This is a genomic window from Pseudomonas sp. PA-1-6B (assembly GCF_021609545.1).
In the GTDB taxonomy this organism is placed as follows: domain Bacteria; phylum Pseudomonadota; class Gammaproteobacteria; order Pseudomonadales; family Pseudomonadaceae; genus Aquipseudomonas; species Aquipseudomonas fluorescens_BV.
In genome coordinates, this window is record NZ_WJZM01000034.1 from 1 (window position 1) to 16026 (window position 16026).

Sequence of the window (16026 nt, forward strand, 5' to 3'; positions counted from 1 at the left end):
TTCTTGACGACCATAGAGCATTGGAACCACCTGATCCCATCCCGAACTCAGCAGTGAAACGATGCATCGCCGATGGTAGTGTGGGGTTTCCCCATGTGAGAGTAGGTCATCGTCAAGATTAAATTCCAAAACCCCAATTGCGAAAGCAGTTGGGGTTTTGTTTTGGGCGCTCGAAAAGTGTCCACCTTGTCCCCGTACACCTGTGCGCCCCAACCTCCGACCTGACTGCCCCGACAAATTTGCACAGTTATTTCTGAGCGACACCACTAGAATAGCCACCTAACCATTTTTAGAGTCAGAGCCCTATCTATGCCCGATCCGGTTGATGCCCGCGAGGTATCGGATTTACCGCTGGACGATCTGGTGGCATGCCATGAGTGCGACTTGCTGATGCGCAAACCAACGCTCGCCCTCGGCGAAAAAGCCCAATGCCCACGCTGCGGCTACGAGCTATACGCTCACCGTCACAATGTGGTCGAGCGCAGTCTCGCCTTGGTACTGGCTGCACTGCTGTTGTACGTCCCCGCGAACTTTTTGCCCATCATGCAGCTCAATCTACTCGGGCAGTCTTCGGAGGACACCGTGTGGAGCGGCGTCGTTGGCCTGTTCGATACGGGTATGCAAGGCGTTGCCGCGGTGGTGTTCCTGTGCAGCATGGGCATCCCCTTGCTCAAGCTCCTGTGCCAATTGGCAGTGCTGCTCAGTATTCGCTGGAACATAGGGCGCAATTACGGGCTGCTGCTATATCGCATCTACCACCACATGAAGGACTGGGGGATGTTGGAGGTCTACTTGATGGGTGTGCTAGTGGCGATCGTAAAGCTCGCCGACATGGCCTCCATCACAATTGGCCTGGGTCTGGTCTGCTTCGTCAGTCTATTAATGGTTCAAGTTCTGCTTGAGGTGGTGATGTCGCCCCATCAGATCTGGCAAGCGCTGTCAGGAGAGGATGACCATGCGGGCGATTGATGCAGGTATTCTGATTTGTACCGAATGCCATGAGTTGAACAAGCAGGAAGCGGATAGCGAGGAGCAACTCTGCACCCGTTGCGGTGCGTTGATCCATGCTCGTCGCCCCAATAGCCTCACACGTACCTGGGCGCTGTTGATCACCGCGGCGATCCTGTATATCCCCGCTAACCTGTTACCCATCATGACGGTCAACTCCCTCGGCCAAGGCGACCCCAGCACCATCATGTCGGGTGTCATCCAGCTGGTGCAGCACGGGATGTTTCCTATCGCTGCCGTGGTGTTCATCGCTAGTATCCTGGTACCGACCTTCAAGTTGGTCGGCATTGGCCTGCTGCTGTTCTCGGTGCAGCGTCACCAACCGCTGTCCGCGCAACAACGCATTGTGATGTATCGCTTTATCGAGTTCATTGGGCGTTGGTCCATGCTGGATATCTTCGTGATCGCCATCCTGGTGGCGCTCGTTAACTTTGGGCGGCTAGCCAGTATCGAGGCCAACCTCGGCGCTGCGGCGTTCGCCAGTGTGGTGATCTTGACGATGTTTGCCGCAGTAACTTTCGATCCCCGACTGATTTGGGATAACACGGAGTCGGACGACGACCATGAGTGATTTGCCTAAAGCTAAAACCCGCCCAGCCTCTAACTGGTCGGCCATTTGGGTGCTGCCCCTGATTGCCCTGATCATCGGTGGCTGGCTGGGGTGGCGTGCCTATTCCCAGCAAGGTATCGAGATTCAAGTTCGCTTTGAAAGCGGCGAAGGTATTCAGGTCAACAAGACCGAAGTGGTCTACAAAGGCATGACCGTGGGCAAGGTCAAAACCCTGGCCCTGGATGACGAAGGCAGCAATCGCGGGGTGATCGCCACCATCGAGATGAACAAGGACGTGGAGCAGTACCTCAAGACCAACACCCGCTTCTGGTTGGTCAAGCCCAGCGTCAGCCTTGCCGGTATCACCGGCCTGGAAACCCTGGTTTCAGGTAACTACATCGCCGCCAGCCCCGGTGATGGCGAGCCCACGCGCAAGTTCAAGGCGCTCTCCGAAGAGCCGCCGTTATCCGACGCCAAGCCCGGCTTGCACCTGACCCTCAAGGCCGATCGCCTGGGCTCGTTGAACCGTGGCAGTCCGGTGTTCTACAAGCAGATTCAGGTCGGCCAGGTCAAAAGCTACCTGCTGTCTGAAGACCAGAGCACCGTCGAGGTCAAGGTCTATATCGAGCCAACCTACGCCAACCTGGTGCGCAAACACACGCGTTTCTGGAATGCCAGCGGCATCAGTATCGACGCCAACCTTTCCGGCTTGAAAGTTCGCAGCGAATCCCTCTCCAGCATTGTCGCCGGTGGTATCGCTTTCGCCACGCCGGAAAACCGCAAAGACAGCCCGCCCACCGACCCGAGCCTGCCTTTCCGCCTATACGAAGATTTCGATGCCGCCGCAGCGGGCATCAAGGTCAAGGTCAAGCTCACCGACTTTGAAGGCCTGCAGGCCGGGCGTACGCCGGTCATGTACAAAGGCATCCAGGTCGGTAGCCTGAAAACCCTGAAGATCGACCCGGACCTGTCCAGTGCCAGCGCCGAGCTGACCCTCGATCCATTGGCCGAAGACTACCTGGTCGAGGACACGCAATTCTGGGTGGTCAAACCGTCCATCTCCCTGGCGGGCATCACCGGCCTGGAGGCCTTGGTCAAGGGCAACTACATCGCGATTCGCCCAGGCGACAAAGGCACCCCGCCACAACGCGAATACGTAGCCCGCGCCAAGGCGCCACCTTTGGACCTGCGTTCCCCGGGCCTGCACATGGTGTTGCTCACCGACAGCCTGGGCTCGTTGGATGTCGGCAGCCCGATTCTGTACAAACAGGTCAAAGTCGGTTCGGTGCAGAGCTACCAGTTTTCACGTAAGAAAAAACAACTGGTGATCGGCGTTCATATCGAGAAGGAATACGAAAGCCTGGTCAACGGCTCGACGCGCTTCTGGAATGCCAGCGGCGTCACCCTCACGGGCGGGCTCACCGGCGGTATCCAGGTCAAAAGCGAATCCCTGGCCAGCCTGATGGCGGGCGGTATCGCCTTCGAAACGCCGGAACCGAACGTGCCATTGAAACATCGCATCCCGCGCTTTCGCCTGTATGCCGACCGTGATGCCGCCAACCAGCACGGCACTCTGGTGACCATCAAAGTCGACCGAGCCGACGGCCTGAGCGCCGGCACACCGGTGCGCTTCAAGGGGCTGGATGTGGGCAAGATCGAGAGTGTCGACCTCAGTGCCGACATGCAGTCGGTGCTGCTCAAGGCGCGTATCACTCAGGTCGCGGACCGCATTGCGCGTACGGGTAGCCAGTTCTGGGTGGTCAAGCCGGAACTTGGGCTGATGAAGACGGCTAACCTGGAGACCCTGGTCACCGGCCAATACATCGAAGTGCAACCGGCCGCGAAAAACGCTGGCCCGCAGAAGAGCTTTGTCGCCCTGGCCCAGCCGCCTGAAACCGTGCATCAGGAAGCTGGCCTGAGCCTCACACTCAGCGCCGCCCGCCGTGGTTCGTTGAAGGAAGGGGTACCGGTGACCTACCGTGAAGTGACGGTCGGCAAAGTCACCGGCTATGAGCTGGGCCAGACCGCCGACCGTGTGTTGGTGCACATCCTGATCGAGCCCAAGTACGCACCTCTGGTACGCAGTGGCAGCCGCTTCTGGAACACTAGCGGCTTTGGCCTCGACTTCGGCTTGTTCAAGGGCGCGACCGTGCGTACCGAGTCCCTTGAAACGCTGGTGGCCGGCGGGATCGCCTTTGCCACGCCGGATGGCGAGCGCATGGGTAACCCGGCACGGCCGCAGCAGACGTTCCCGTTGTTCGACAAGTTTGAGGATGAATGGCTGACCTGGGCGCCCAAGATTCCACTCGGTAAATAAACCGAGGCGCGGCTATCGCGGGCAAGCCCGGCTCCCACAGGGATATGCATTTTCAGCAAGTATGCATTCCAACTGTGGGAGCCGGGCTTGCCCGCGATGAGGCCCACAAACACACCGCAAATCCCAAGCCGAAAAAAGGCCGCGATCCCAAAAGATCGCGGCCTTTTTGCCTTTCAGTACAGCCCGTCAGACTTCATCCAGCTCCGGCTCGTCCGCCTGCACATTCATCGTCGCCTTCACCACATCATGGCGACGGATGTACTTCCAGTCCGCCTCATCAATGTAGATCCCGTTCGGCCCGCTGCCGCCTTCCAGGTCGATCGCCACCTGGGCGGACACCTGCGGCTTCACACTGGCCAGAATCGGTACAAAGCCCAATTGCAGGCTGGTTTCCAACAGCGCAGCCTGGTTTTTCTCATCGATGTCTGCCGCTTCATCGAGGTAGTACGGCAACCGCACGCGACCGGCCTGGTCGCGGTCCATCAGGTGCAGCAACAAGTACATGTTGGTCAGCGCCTTGATGGTCATGGTGGTGCCGTTGGACGCAGCGCCGTCGATGTCGGTATGGATCACCGGCTGGCCGTTGACCTTGGTGATTTCGAACGCCAATTCGAACAAGTCCTTGAGGCCCAACTGGTTATGGTTGGCGGCTACCAGACGAGCCAGGTATTCCTTGGCTTCTTCGTTCTTGTTGTCCTGTTCGGCGCTCTGGCTGAGGTCGAACACCGAGAGGGTCTCGCCTTCTTCATACTGACCGGCACTGTGGATGATCTGGTCGATATGCTTGAGCGCTTCCTTGTTCGGCGCCAGTACGATGCGGAAGCTTTGCAGGTTGGAGACCTGGCGCTTGTTGATCTCGCGGTTGAACAACGCCAACTGGTGTTCCAGGCTGTCGTAGTCACTACGGATGTTGCGCAGGGTACGGGCGATGTCGGTGACCGCTGCACGGCGCGCCTTGCCGAGGGTCAGCGCCTCGTCGGTACGGTGCGCATAGGCGTTGATCAGCAGTTGCAGACGACGTTCGACATCATCCTCACTGTCGAACTTGGCCACGCCCTTGAGACGCACCTGGGCGTACAGCGCTTCGATCTGGCCATCGGCGCGCAGCAAACCCTGCCAGCTGTCCTGATAGTCATTGAGCAGCGGCAGCAGGTTGTCCATGGAGTCGTCGACCGGGTCCATGAACGGCGTACCGAACGGCAGGTCCGCCGGCAACAGCTGACGACGGCGCAACGCGTCATCCAGCGTGCGTTGCTTGGCTTCCATATCGCCGATCTGACGGCCGACCAGTTGCAGCTTGGCCGACAGTTGCTGGACACGCTCGGTAAAGGCATCGCTGGAACGCTTCAACTCGTCCTGGGCGGCTTCCATCTGCGCCAGGTTTTCCAGCTTCTCGCCTTCTTCGGCGCTCAGGGTCTGGGTGCGGCGGAAGTCTTCCAGGGCCTTCTGGGCATCCAGTACCTGCTGGTACAGCGCTTCGGTCTGGGTCTTGCTTGCGGCGCGGTCGGACGCTACGGCCTGCTGGGTTTTCAGTTGCTTGAGCTCTTTTTCCAGGCGCTCTTTCTGGTCACGCAACGCGGCGCGATCCGCCAGGGCTTGCAGTGCCGGCGGCTCGATGTGCGAGATGTCGATGGACAGCCCCGGCACCTCAAAGCGCTCGCCCTTGAAGCCATCGAGGATCTGCTCCAGGGATTTGACCCACTGGCCGTCCTCGTCCAGCGTGATGCCATGTTCGCCCAGCGGCAGGCTGAACAGCGAGCTGTTGAACAGGCGCATCAGGCGCTCGACATCCTGCTGCGAAAATTCTTCGCGCAGCTTGGCGTAGCTGTTGTTATCCGCGTGATCGAGCTGCTGCTTGACCGACTTCAAGCGCTTTTCCAGGTCGCGCAGGCGTTCTTCCAAGTCCTCGGCGCTGAACTGTCGCGACTGCGCCAAGGCGCCCGCCAGTTCATCGTGGGCATCCTTGGCGGCGAGCAATTGCTGCTCCAGCATCTTGACGTCATCCACCAGGGCAAAGCGGTGCTTGAGCACCGACAACTCGCCCAACCAACGCTGGATGCCACTGATTTCCCGCTCCAGGCGCATCAGCTCCTGGGTGCCGCCGCGCTGATCGTTTTGCAGCGCGTCCTGCTCGTTGCGGTAATGCTCGGCCTGGATGGTCAGCTCTTCCTTGCGCGCACTGGCGTAGTCCGACCAGGTGCCCAGCAACGAATCCAGCAGCGGCGACAGGCGATGCAGTTTGCCGCGCAGGGCGTCGCGCTGTTTCACGCCATTGGCCAGGGCTTCAACCAAGGGGCCGGCAGCCACCAGCGAGTTGTAGTCCTGCTCCATGCGTCGCACATCACGGAAGGCTTCTTCACAGGCCGCGATGTAGTCGACACTGCCCGAACGCAGGCTGTGTTCGAAGGCATCAAGGAACAGTTGCTTGAGCTTGGCCGCGGTGATTTCGCGCATGTGCAGCAGGTTGATAAACAGCGCGCGGAACGTCTTCAGGCTCTGCTCGCTCGTGGAGCGCAGCGGAATCAGCGTCAGGTCCAGCGGGACCGACGTATGCCCGCCCACCAGCAAGCGCCGCAGTTCATCGGGCTTGAGCTCGTAGGCTTTCAGGCCCTCGCGCTCAAGGTTGGTGAACAGCTCTTTCTGGCGCAGGCAGGTGTCGTTTTTCTGGTAGTGGGCAAGGTCCAGCTTGCCGGCGTAGGCAAAGAACTGGTGACCAAAGCCGCCGCCCGGGCCGCGGCCGACCACGCCGATAACGTGCGGGCCGTGGGGCAGAGAGACTTCTACCAGGATGTAGCTGGTGTCGGTGGCAAAGTAGAAACGCCGCGATTGTTCCAGGGTGTACTTGCCGAAGCTCATGTCCGACATGCGTGCCAGGATCGGGAATTGCAAGGCGTTGATCGAGGCGGATTTACCCAGGTTGTTGGCGCCGTACACCGACAGCGGTTCTTCTAGCGGGAACAAGCCCAGGCTGTAACCGGCGGTGTTCAATAGGGCGAAGCGGCGGATGCCGTAGCGTTCCTTACTCATGCGTCGGTCTCCTGTTCTTCGGCAATGGCACGGGCCAGGGCATCTTCTTCGCTTTCTTCGGTGAAGGCGCTCAGATCCAGCGGGTCATCGGTCTTCAGCAGTTTCTCGTCGCTGTCCTCGTCGATAATCACCGGTGCCGGCAGCGGCAGTACGCTGTGTACGCTGGCGGCAAGGTCGCGGTCCTGCTGCACCGACAGGCACACATCCAGGAAGCGGTGCATCGGCGGCAGGAAGCGGTAGATACCGTTGTCTTCGCTGGCAAAACCCAGTTGGGTCATGCGGCGCATGATTTTTTCTTCGAGCTCTTCCTGGGTCTGCACCTCGGCCTGGATAAACAGGTCACGGTATTTCTCCAGCAACGAAGGCAATTCATCGCGGCCCAGGCTGCCGCCGTCGAGTACCGCAATCGGGTCGCGACCCTGGTCGGCCAGGTGTTCGACGATGATGAAGGTGAACAGGGCCAGGCGCTGGGCGGTTTTGTTCACCTGCGCGGCAGCCACGGCAGTGTCCGGCACGAAGTAATAGAAGCCGCGGGTATCGCACACCAGCTCAAAGCCCAGGGCCTTGAACAGCGTGCGGTACTGGTCCTGGAAGTTCGACAATTGCGCGTATAGCTCCGGGTCGCGACGGCTGACGTGGTAACCCTTGAACAGCTCGCGAAAAATCGGCGCCAGCTGGGACAGTTCGGATAGATCAAGATGCATAAGGCGTGCTCGCAGAATTCTCGGTGGCATCGACGCCGGCCGGGAGCAGGGCGAAGGAGCGCAGGCTGACCTGGTGCTCGTGGGTGTGGTAATCGCGACGTTCCAGGCGCTCGCGCTTGAAGCGTTTTTCCCGGGACAGGCGCGAGAACCAGTACAGCAATTCATCGGTGGCGCCGTCCGGTTCCTGCTCCAGCAGCCAGGTCATCAGGTCGGGCATCGGCAGCGCGTCTTCGCAGCGTTCGAGCATTTCCTTGACCGTACGCGGTGCGCGCGGGGCTTCGCCTTTGTGGGACTTGTGCGCCTTGGGGAAACGCGCCGGCTTGGGCTCGAAATTGGCCAGGGCATACACATAGGCCTCGACCTGGCTCGCACTGCCCAAAAAGGTACTTTGCGGCCGGGTGAACATCGGCATCGCCGCTTGCGGCACCGCGTCCAGGCCTTTGCGGCGAATCGCCGACAGGGCCAGCGCCGCACCGCGAGTCACGGCGTTATGCCGGCGTGCTTCTTCACGCAGCGGCAGCAGCAACTCCCGCGCATGGCGCAAGGTCAACTGGGCGCTGGTTTGCATCTCGAGGATGCGCGCATGGGTGCGCAGCAGCATGTCGTCATCTACCAGGTGGCCAAGACGCTGTTGCTCGGTGAGCATGCGCAGCAGCACGTTTTCCACCTTGCGTACGCCTTGCTCGAAGGCGCCGTCGGCGTTCACCAGTTGGATCATCGGCTCGACGTACTCGTCCCAGGTCGCCAATACCTCGGCGTAACGCTGGCGCAACGGGATCTGGCGGTCGCTGGTCTTGGCGCGGTCGGCCACGGCGGCGAGGGCCTGTTCGTCGTTGGCGAGTTTTTTGAGCACATCGCGCACGCGCATATCCAGCAGGCGCAGTTGCCGGGCCAGGTCGTGGCCGTCACGGATGTCGAAGGCGTCCTGGATATAACCTGCCAGACGCTCCAGGTGGCGCAGGTAGGCTTCGATTTCCAGGCACAGGCCAAGCCGGTGCTCCTTGCGAAGATAGGCGAGGAAGTCGTGGATCTGCGCGTTGAGCTCGAAACGGTTCGGGCTCTTGGCGACAGGCACCAGGATATCCAGGCGAATCCACACGTCCAGTAGGCTGGTGATGTCCTGGGGCGTGCTGTCCAGTTGTTGGGCGGCCAACTGTGCGCGCAGCTCGGCCAGGCTCAGGGTGCCTTGGTCGAAGTGTTCGCACAGAGGCTCAAGTAAGGCCCAGTGTTCGGCGAGGGCGCGCAGGACGCGCTTGGGTTCGATCATGGGAATGGCCGGCTGGTTGGCGATTAAAAGTCGCGATTGTACTGCATCAGGCGCGGGATTTATCCACAGCCGGTCAGTGCGCAGTGGGCGATTGTTGCCGAACAGCGGTAGAATCCCCGCTCTTTACTTATCCACAAGTGGCCGAGCTGTGCTTATCGAGTCCCGACGTCGCGCTTACTTGACCGCCATGCAGGTGGTCAACTGGCTGCCCCGCACCGAACTGCCGTTTGCCGCGCCGTCGCGGCCCGAGTTGTTGCAGGCGCTTGAGCCTTATGAGGCGTTCGAGTCGTCGGGGGAAGAAGCGGCCGCGCCCGTGGCGGTGGTCAAGCCCACCCCTGAGACGCGCCCGGTGGTCGAACGGGCCAAGATCGAAGTGCCGCGCCCTGCGCCGGTGACCAAGGCTGCCAAAGTGGTCGAAGAGTCTGCGCCGGTGGCCAAGGCGCCAGTGGTGCCGCCGCCACGCTTTGCCCTGCAATTGCTGCGGGCCGGGCGTTGCCTGTTGCTGGTGGAACTGCCGACCGGCGAACGTTTCCAGTCCCGCGACCCGGCCTACCTGTTGCTCAAGGACATGCTGCGCGCCGCCGGCCTGCCCGACAGCCCGCAAATCGTCGGTGAGCCGGTGCGCTGGCCGCTGCTGGTGCGCGGCACCATGGACCAGGGCCCCGAGGCCGCACGAGATTTCGTCCAGGGGTTTGTCTCGGCGCGCCTGGAAGACGAGCCTTGCGTTTGCTTGTGGCTGATCGGCCTGCCCGCTGTGCGGTTTGCCGGTGAAGCCAACGCCGAGGCCTGGTACCGCGAGCTGCAGGTTGAAGGCCTGGGTTCGGTGTGGGCCCTGCCGGGCCTGGAATTATTAATGGAAGAGCCACAGCGTAAGGCTGATGTCTGGCAAGCCATGCGCCGGCTGATGGCGCGCTGGAAAACAACTGATGAGTGAGGCTTTATCCTTTCGCCCGATGACCGAGGCCGACCTCGACGCCGTGCTGAAAATCGAATACGCGGCGTTCAGCCACCCCTGGACCCGCGGAATTTTTCTCGACGGGCTGGGCAAGTACCAGATCTGGCTGATGTTCGAAGGCGAGCAGCAAGTGGGGCACGGGGTGGTGCAGATCATTCTCGATGAAGCGCACTTGCTGAACATTACTGTGAAGCCGGAAAACCAGGGCCGTGGTTTGGGCCTGGCGCTGCTGGAGCATTTGATGTCGCGTGCCTATGCCGCCAATGCGCGAGAATGCTTCCTTGAAGTGCGGGACAGCAATACCGGCGCGTTTCGCCTGTATGAGCGTTATGGCTTCAACGAGATCGGCCGTCGCCGGGATTACTACCCCGCTGTGGGTGGCCGCGAAGATGCAGTCGTGATGGCGTGCACCCTGGTCGATTAAATACAGAGCCCCCTATGTGCAGAACCTCTGTGGGAGCCGGGCTTGCCCGCGATGCAGGCACCTCGGTCTCTAAGTAACACCGCGGTGATACCATCGCAGGCAAGCCAGCTCCCACAGGGTCAGCGCTTGCCGTTCAGCGGGTCCAGATCAGCCAGTTCCGCCTCATCCAACCCATTCCCGCCACCAATGTCATTTTCTCCCACGACGCTCAAGTCATAGTCGGCGGCGCTATCTTCGCCTTCCTCCTGCGCATCCCGTGCGCCGTCCTCACGGATCAGCGTTTCCGGGCTCATATCGTCGTCGGTGGATTCATGATCATCCGTCGAAGCGCCGGTCAGCCCGGCTTCGCGCACCCGTTCGTCGGGCATCAGATGGTCGCGCTCACGGCGGGGCAGCTCGTCGCCGATTTCCGCAGTCTGGTCCTGCTCGTCAAAATCCAGCTCGCGCATCTCACCCATGCGGTCTTCGTTGTCATCGATCGGTTCCGGCTGCGTTGCGCCGTAGGGACGTCGTGATTCAGTCATGGCCAATCCTCATACTGTGGGGCTTATAGTGTGTGGACAGGCATGGCAGCCAAAAAATTCAAGCTAATTAGCGCCTGGCGTGACCTGGACGAGGGCTTGTCAGTCACAAACCTGCGCATCATTCCTGAGGCTTCCCTGATGAACGAACTACAAGACCTGCTTGATAACAACGAACGCTGGGCGGACGCGATCAAACAGGAAGATCCCGAATTCTTCGCCAAGCTCGCCCGCCAGCAGACCCCGGAATACCTGTGGATCGGCTGCTCCGATGCCCGTGTACCGGCCAACGAGATCGTCGGCATGTTACCCGGTGATCTGTTTGTGCATCGCAACGTGGCCAACGTGGTGCTGCACACTGACCTCAACTGCCTGTCGGTGATCCAGTACGCGGTGGACGTGCTCAAGGTCAAACACATCCTCGTCACTGGCCACTACGGCTGTGGCGGCGTGCGTGCGTCGATGCAGGACCGCCAGTTCGGCCTGATCGACGGCTGGCTACGCACCATTCGCGACCTTTACTACGAAAACCGCGATGTGCTGGCCCAGTTGCCGACCGAAGAAGAGCGTGTGGACCGCATGTGCGAGCTCAACGTGATCCAGCAGGTGGCCAACGTCGGCCACACCAGCATTGTGCAAAATGCCTGGCATCGTGGGCAGAGCCTGTCGATCCATGGCTGCATCTATGGCATCAAGGACGGTCGCTGGAAGAGTTTGAACACCACCATCAGTGGCTTCGAGCAACTGCCACCGCAATACCGCCTGCGTCCTTTGGGCGAAGCCTAAGGTCGTTTGTGCTCACGCCACCAGGCCATGAAGGCCTGGCCTTCGGCGTTCAGCGGCTCCTTGCTGCCGGTGATCCAGCCCCGGCAGTTCAGCTCGCCGCAATGGCAAGCGAACTGCCGGGCCAGTGTGTCTTCGGTGGTGGCGTAATCCAGCGTCAGCAAGCTGCCGGCGCCGATGGGTTGCACCGTCCATAGCTCCAGGTACGTCGTGTCTAGAAACACGTTCGGGTTGCAGGAGTGCTGTAACAGGCCGCAGAGCCAACAATCGTACAAGTGGATGCGGGGTGACAGTTGCAGCGTGTACGGGCGCCGTTCGCTCACGGCATAACCGGAAACCTTAGCAATGCGCGTGCGACTCTCAAAGGCCACGCGCGCCGTGACCCTGGCCGCAACCCCTTCAGCCTCTTGCTTGACCTCAAAGTGCTCGGTCGAGGGGTAACCCTGTTCCACGAGCAGCGTCTTGAAGGGATAGAGGCAGTCATTCACAGCCGTTTCAGCCTTATCCATGGCTCGAGTTTTCATCACTCTCCTGAGCGGGGCTGCATGGACCTGCGGGTCTGACGGCCAGTCTTGCAGCAAATGGGCGCGGCCCTAGATTCGCCGAAGTGGGATCCGGTTTCTACTGTCAAAGTTGACAGTAGAAACGGTTTCTTCGCCTTAAAGCGCGGGGGCTATGACGGTGGGCGTGGGAGCGGCATTTCTCAACAGTTTCAACTGCGCCTTGATAGGCGCTGTGGCGCACTTGGCGTTGGCCTGCTCGGGCGTCAGGTGGCGCACCGAGGTGTAGAACAATTCACACGTCTGCTCCTTGCGCGTGACTTGCCAAGTGTTCAGGCAGGCCTTGAGCAATACGTTCGCATCGCTGGCGGGTTTCTGGCCCATGCCTGCTTGCCAGCAGGCGGCGCTCAAGTCCTGGCCCATCACTTTCAAACCGGCGTCATCAGCCTTTTGTTCATCACCGTCATAGCTGTCGGGGCTGGCCGCATACCAAATGTAACTTGGGTGGTTGGCGCCCAATACCGCGACGGTTTTGCCAGGCTCCGGGCTGATCTGCGCAAGGCTCAGCACGCCCACGGTTTGCCCGTATTGTTGCTTGATCCAGCTACGCACTGGCGCGCCGAAGGCCACCATGGGTAATGCGCCGCCAGGGCGCAGGCTCAGTTCCTTGACCATGCGGGTCTGGTAGTCGGTGAAATACCCGTAGACGGTTTCCAGGTCTTTGCCGGCATTGGACGGCGCAGCGATGGGCGCGATATCGATGATGGTCTGGTACGCCGGCGTTTCCGTGGCCGGTACGCCATTTTCGCTCAACAAGGTGGCCCAGCGGTCGGTGGTGGCCGATTCCAGGTAATCCTGGGCCTGGGTCAGCGAGTAATCCGGAGGGAAGTGCAACAGCTCGATGCTTTTGCGGTTTTCCAGGGCCATGCCCAACGGCAGGAACAGGTACCAGTTGTAGGCCCATTTGCCATCGCTGTTGAGCTGGCTGGCGCCTTGGTAAGCCAGGTCGGCGGTATTGAGCAGCGTGGTCAGTGGCTGGCCGTAACTGTCGGGCACGCCGCTGAAGGTCGCCGTGACCTGACCGTCGTGGGTCTTCACGCTGACCTTGGCCCGGCTGTAACCGTCACGTTGCAGGCTCTGGTTCAGATAGTGTTCGGCGGTCTGCTCCAGTGACCATGGCCGAAAGCAGATCACATTGCAGTTGTTGGGGTACGCGAACAACTGGGTGACGCGCTGCGTGCTGCCCAGTGGCACCTCGATGTCGGCCTGTACGACCGCACTCGCCAGTAGTGCGGCGAGGGTGAAGGACAGCCTGGTCGGTTTAAACATAGTCGATTCCTTGTCAGCGAAGCCCGTCTGCGCGGGATGGAAGCCCACCTGCACACAGTAGCGGCTGACCGGGAAAATCGCGTGTTAAATCGCCCGGCATGTCGTTATTGGATAAGCCCCTACAGGCTGAACTGCAAGGCATTGCTCAGATCGCCCATGGGTTTCTGGCCGCGCGCGATCATCGCGTCATCGCGCTGCTTGAGGCCGTCCAGGGTTTCCAACTGGAACACCCGGGTGATCAAACGCAGGATCGATGCCGTGTCGTACACCGTATGGTCCACCGTGCCTTTGCGTGCAAACGGCGACACCACCAGCGCCGGAACCCGCGAGCCCGGGCCCCAGCGGTCACCCTGGGGCGGCGCCACGTGGTCCCACCAGCCGCCGTTTTCATCCACGGTCACTACCACCACCATGTTTTTCCACTGCGGGCTCTCTTGCAGCACCTTCAAGGCGCGGGCGATATGGCGGTCGCCCGAGGCCACGTCTGCATAACCGGCGTGCATGTTCAGGTTGCCCTGGGGCTTGTAGAAACTCACCGCGGGCAGCTTGCCGGCCTGGGCGTCGGCGAAGAACCGGTTGGTGCTCGACTCATCGCCCAAACCACCGTCACGCAGGCGCCTGGCACGTTCTGCCGGGTTTTGCGGCCCTTGCTGCTTGAAGTAATTGAACGGCTGGTGGTGGTACTGGAAATTCGGAATCTTGGGGATGCCGCCGGAGTCCTTGAACTGCTCCAGGGTGGCTTGCCACGCACCGGCGTACCAGGCCCAGTCGATGTTCTTCTTCGACAGCTTGTCGCCAATATGCTCGTGGGTTTGCGGCACCAGCACATTGGGCAGGTCGGGCTTGGAATAATCCAGGTTCTGCGGGTCGCGGATCCAGGTGGGCCAGTAGGGTGGGGCCAGGGTGTTTACGCCGTAACCATCGGGTGTCAGTGCGCTGGGGCCGAATTGCGGCGGGCCGGTCATGGCGCTGGCCGGTGACGTGTCCAAGGGCTTTAGGCGCGTGCCGCTGGGGTCATCGCTTTGCAGCGTGGCGATCTGCGCTTTGGCCACCGACTGCGCGGCATTGGGATAAAACGGCGCGGTGGCGCTGATCAGGTACTGGTGGTTAAGGAACGAGCCGCCAAACGCGCCCTGGAAGAAGTTATCGCACAGCACAAACTCCTTGGCCACGTCCCACAGGCGCAGGGCATAACGGCTTTGGGCGTAATGGCCCATCACCAGCCCACCGGAATCGCCCCAGGCGACAAAACCATCATTCTTGCCGCCGTTGATCTGCATCTGGTTCTGGTAGAACACGTGCCATAGGTCGCGGGTCACCAAGCTCAATGGCAGGTCTTCGCCCTGCGGGCCTTTGAGGGCGAACGGCGCGTTGGGCAGGTTTGGCTGGAATTGCACTTCGCTGGGGTAAGTCACCCCGTCCACCGTTTGTGGGCCGACCTGCAACACACCGCCCCAGCTCGGTGGCAGGGCAGGCAATACGCTGCCATCGCGGTCGCGCTGCTGGAAGTCCTTGGCGGTTAACGCCGACAGCGGTTTCTCTACCCCGGGGAAATCTGCGAACAGGTTGTTGAAGCTGCGGTTCTCGGCGTAAATCACCACCACGGTTTTCACCTGCTCTCGCAGCGCCTTGTCCAGTTCCTGGGGCGTGAGCGGCCGCGTCACGGGTGGGCTCGGTGCTTCGCTGGTATTGCCGCAGGCACTCAAGGTCGCCCCCACCCCCAACACCGCCGCACCGCCGAGGAAGCGCCGACGGCTGGTGTCTACCGGCGTTTTGGGGGCGCAGTCGTGGGCAGGGTGGTCGTTGTGCTCGTCACTCATTGCGAGGAATCCTTGGCGAGATGTTGCAAGATATTTCGCAGGACGGTAGCAATGGAATGTGACGGAACAAAGACAGGCGTGTGATGGGCGGGGCGTGTCTACACGGCTCAAGCGCTGCTAGACTGCCCTTCTAATGCACATCACTGAGGTGAGTCGTGAGACCTTCAACTGCACTTGATCTGCAACGAACGGCTGTACGAGAAGTGGTCGGACGTTTCCGTATTTCCAATCCCAGAGTATTTGGGTCGGTACTGATGGGGACTGACCAAGAAGGCAGTGATCTTGATTTGCTGGTAGACGCGCCGCCGGGCACAACCCTCTTTGATCTTGGTGGGTTGCAGGTCGAGCTTGAGGACTTGCTCGGCGTTAATGTCGACCTGCTTACGCCTGGCGACTTGCCTTTGAAGTTTCGCGATAAAGTGCTAGCGGAGGCCCGGCCAGTATGACGGAAAGTCGGCTAGGGGATTATCTGGAGCACATAAGGCAAGCTGCCACTGACGCGATCACTTTTGTAGAGGGCTTGAGCAAAGAAGAGTTTTTGGAAGACCGGCGAACACAACAAGCTGTGGTCATGAGCCTGATCATCATTGGTGAAGCGTCGACGAAAATCATGGATCAGCATCCGGACTTCGCGGCACGCCATTCACATATTCCTTGGCGCAATATGCGAGCGATGCGCAACCGAATCGCTCATGGTTACTTCGATATCAACTTGGATGTTGTTTGGGACACGATACAGAGTGCATTACCTGATCTATTGGCACGCCTTCCTGTAAATCCTTGACCGCAACTGTTCTACCAACAGTTGCGGTCACTCGTTA

At 60.5% G+C, this 16026-nt stretch carries 15 protein-coding genes and 1 rRNA gene; 9 read left to right on the top strand and 7 right to left on the bottom strand.

Annotation, left to right across the window (positions count from 1 at the left end; all coding sequences use genetic code 11):
- The first annotated feature begins 2 nt into the window (after positions 1 to 2).
- The 4 genes from rrf to GIV35_RS16825 all read left to right on the top strand — a co-directional run bounded on the left by rrf (position 3) and on the right by GIV35_RS16825 (position 3875).
- Positions 3 to 118 (top strand): 5S ribosomal RNA (gene rrf, locus GIV35_RS16810).
- Between the two features lie 191 nt (positions 119 to 309).
- The gene (locus tag GIV35_RS16815) at positions 310 to 969 is read left to right on the top strand and encodes a paraquat-inducible protein A (protein WP_056787042.1); all 660 of its coding nucleotides are present in this window, start codon (positions 310 to 312) and stop codon (positions 967 to 969) included.
- A complete protein-coding gene (locus GIV35_RS16820; RefSeq protein ID WP_105225635.1) occupies positions 956 to 1579 on the top strand; it encodes a paraquat-inducible protein A in 624 nt (207 codons plus the stop codon). The genes GIV35_RS16815 and GIV35_RS16820 overlap by 14 nt, the downstream gene beginning before the upstream one ends.
- A complete protein-coding gene (locus tag GIV35_RS16825) occupies positions 1572 to 3875 on the top strand; it encodes a PqiB family protein (RefSeq protein ID WP_034128128.1) in 2304 nt (767 codons plus the stop codon). The genes GIV35_RS16820 and GIV35_RS16825 overlap by 8 nt, the downstream gene beginning before the upstream one ends.
- A 186-nt stretch (positions 3876 to 4061) precedes the next feature.
- Here the strand turns inward: GIV35_RS16825 and mksF are convergent, their stop codons facing one another.
- Genes mksF through mksB form a run of 3 tightly spaced genes read right to left on the bottom strand, consistent with a single transcriptional unit; the run spans position 4062 to position 8873 of the window.
- Entirely contained in the window at positions 4062 to 6902 is a 2841-nt protein-coding gene (gene mksF / locus GIV35_RS16830) for an Mks condensin complex protein MksF (RefSeq protein WP_057977435.1), read from the bottom strand.
- Complete coding sequence (mksE, locus tag GIV35_RS16835; RefSeq protein ID WP_003188281.1) at positions 6899 to 7606, bottom strand: Mks condensin complex protein MksE; 708 nt, start codon at positions 7604 to 7606, stop codon at positions 6899 to 6901. Before mksE ends, mksF begins: the two co-directional genes overlap by 4 nt.
- The gene (gene mksB, locus GIV35_RS16840) at positions 7596 to 8873 is read right to left on the bottom strand and encodes an Mks condensin complex protein MksB (RefSeq protein ID WP_003188283.1); all 1278 of its coding nucleotides are present in this window, start codon (positions 8871 to 8873) and stop codon (positions 7596 to 7598) included. Before mksB ends, mksE begins: the two co-directional genes overlap by 11 nt.
- Before the next feature lie 187 nt (positions 8874 to 9060).
- Between mksB and GIV35_RS16845 the strand changes: the two genes are divergently transcribed.
- Both GIV35_RS16845 and rimI read left to right on the top strand, forming a co-directional pair.
- On the top strand, positions 9061 to 9807 hold the full coding sequence (locus tag GIV35_RS16845) for an SPOR domain-containing protein (protein ID WP_223024475.1): 747 nt from the start codon (positions 9061 to 9063) through the stop codon (positions 9805 to 9807).
- Positions 9800 to 10252, top strand: coding sequence for a ribosomal protein S18-alanine N-acetyltransferase (gene rimI, locus GIV35_RS16850; RefSeq protein WP_003188286.1), 453 nt, complete (start codon positions 9800 to 9802; stop codon positions 10250 to 10252). The genes GIV35_RS16845 and rimI overlap by 8 nt, the downstream gene beginning before the upstream one ends.
- Positions 10253 to 10371: 119 nt before the next feature.
- On the opposite strand, the gene GIV35_RS16855 is transcribed toward rimI, so the two are convergent.
- Complete coding sequence (locus tag GIV35_RS16855; protein ID WP_105225638.1) at positions 10372 to 10776, bottom strand: serine kinase/phosphatase; 405 nt, start codon at positions 10774 to 10776, stop codon at positions 10372 to 10374.
- Between the two features lie 138 nt (positions 10777 to 10914).
- Here GIV35_RS16855 and can point away from each other — a divergent pair, with 138 nt between their 5' ends.
- On the top strand, positions 10915 to 11559 hold the full coding sequence (gene can, locus GIV35_RS16860; protein ID WP_003188288.1) for a carbonate dehydratase: 645 nt from the start codon (positions 10915 to 10917) through the stop codon (positions 11557 to 11559).
- Here can and GIV35_RS16865 read toward each other — a convergent pair.
- From GIV35_RS16865 to acpA, 3 genes are all read right to left on the bottom strand, one after another.
- Entirely contained in the window at positions 11556 to 12080 is a 525-nt protein-coding gene (locus tag GIV35_RS16865; RefSeq protein WP_034128124.1) for a hypothetical protein, read from the bottom strand. The two genes, can and GIV35_RS16865, sit on opposite strands and share 4 nt — an antisense overlap.
- A 135-nt stretch (positions 12081 to 12215) precedes the next feature.
- Complete coding sequence (locus GIV35_RS16870; protein ID WP_034128123.1) at positions 12216 to 13385, bottom strand: hypothetical protein; 1170 nt, start codon at positions 13383 to 13385, stop codon at positions 12216 to 12218.
- Positions 13386 to 13504: 119 nt separating this feature from the next.
- Positions 13505 to 15205: an acid phosphatase gene (acpA, locus tag GIV35_RS16875; protein WP_236264790.1), complete on the bottom strand. Its 1701-nt coding sequence runs from the start codon at positions 15203 to 15205 to the stop codon at positions 13505 to 13507.
- A 155-nt stretch (positions 15206 to 15360) separates the two neighbouring features.
- Between acpA and GIV35_RS16880 the strand changes: the two genes are divergently transcribed.
- On the top strand, positions 15361 to 15651 hold the full coding sequence (locus GIV35_RS16880) for a nucleotidyltransferase family protein (protein WP_032893707.1): 291 nt from the start codon (positions 15361 to 15363) through the stop codon (positions 15649 to 15651).
- Positions 15648 to 15989 (top strand): HepT-like ribonuclease domain-containing protein, encoded by a 342-nt coding sequence (locus GIV35_RS16885; protein WP_057977427.1) that lies wholly within the window; start codon positions 15648 to 15650, stop codon positions 15987 to 15989. The genes GIV35_RS16880 and GIV35_RS16885 overlap by 4 nt, the downstream gene beginning before the upstream one ends.
- Positions 15990 to 16026: the final 37 nt, after the last annotated feature.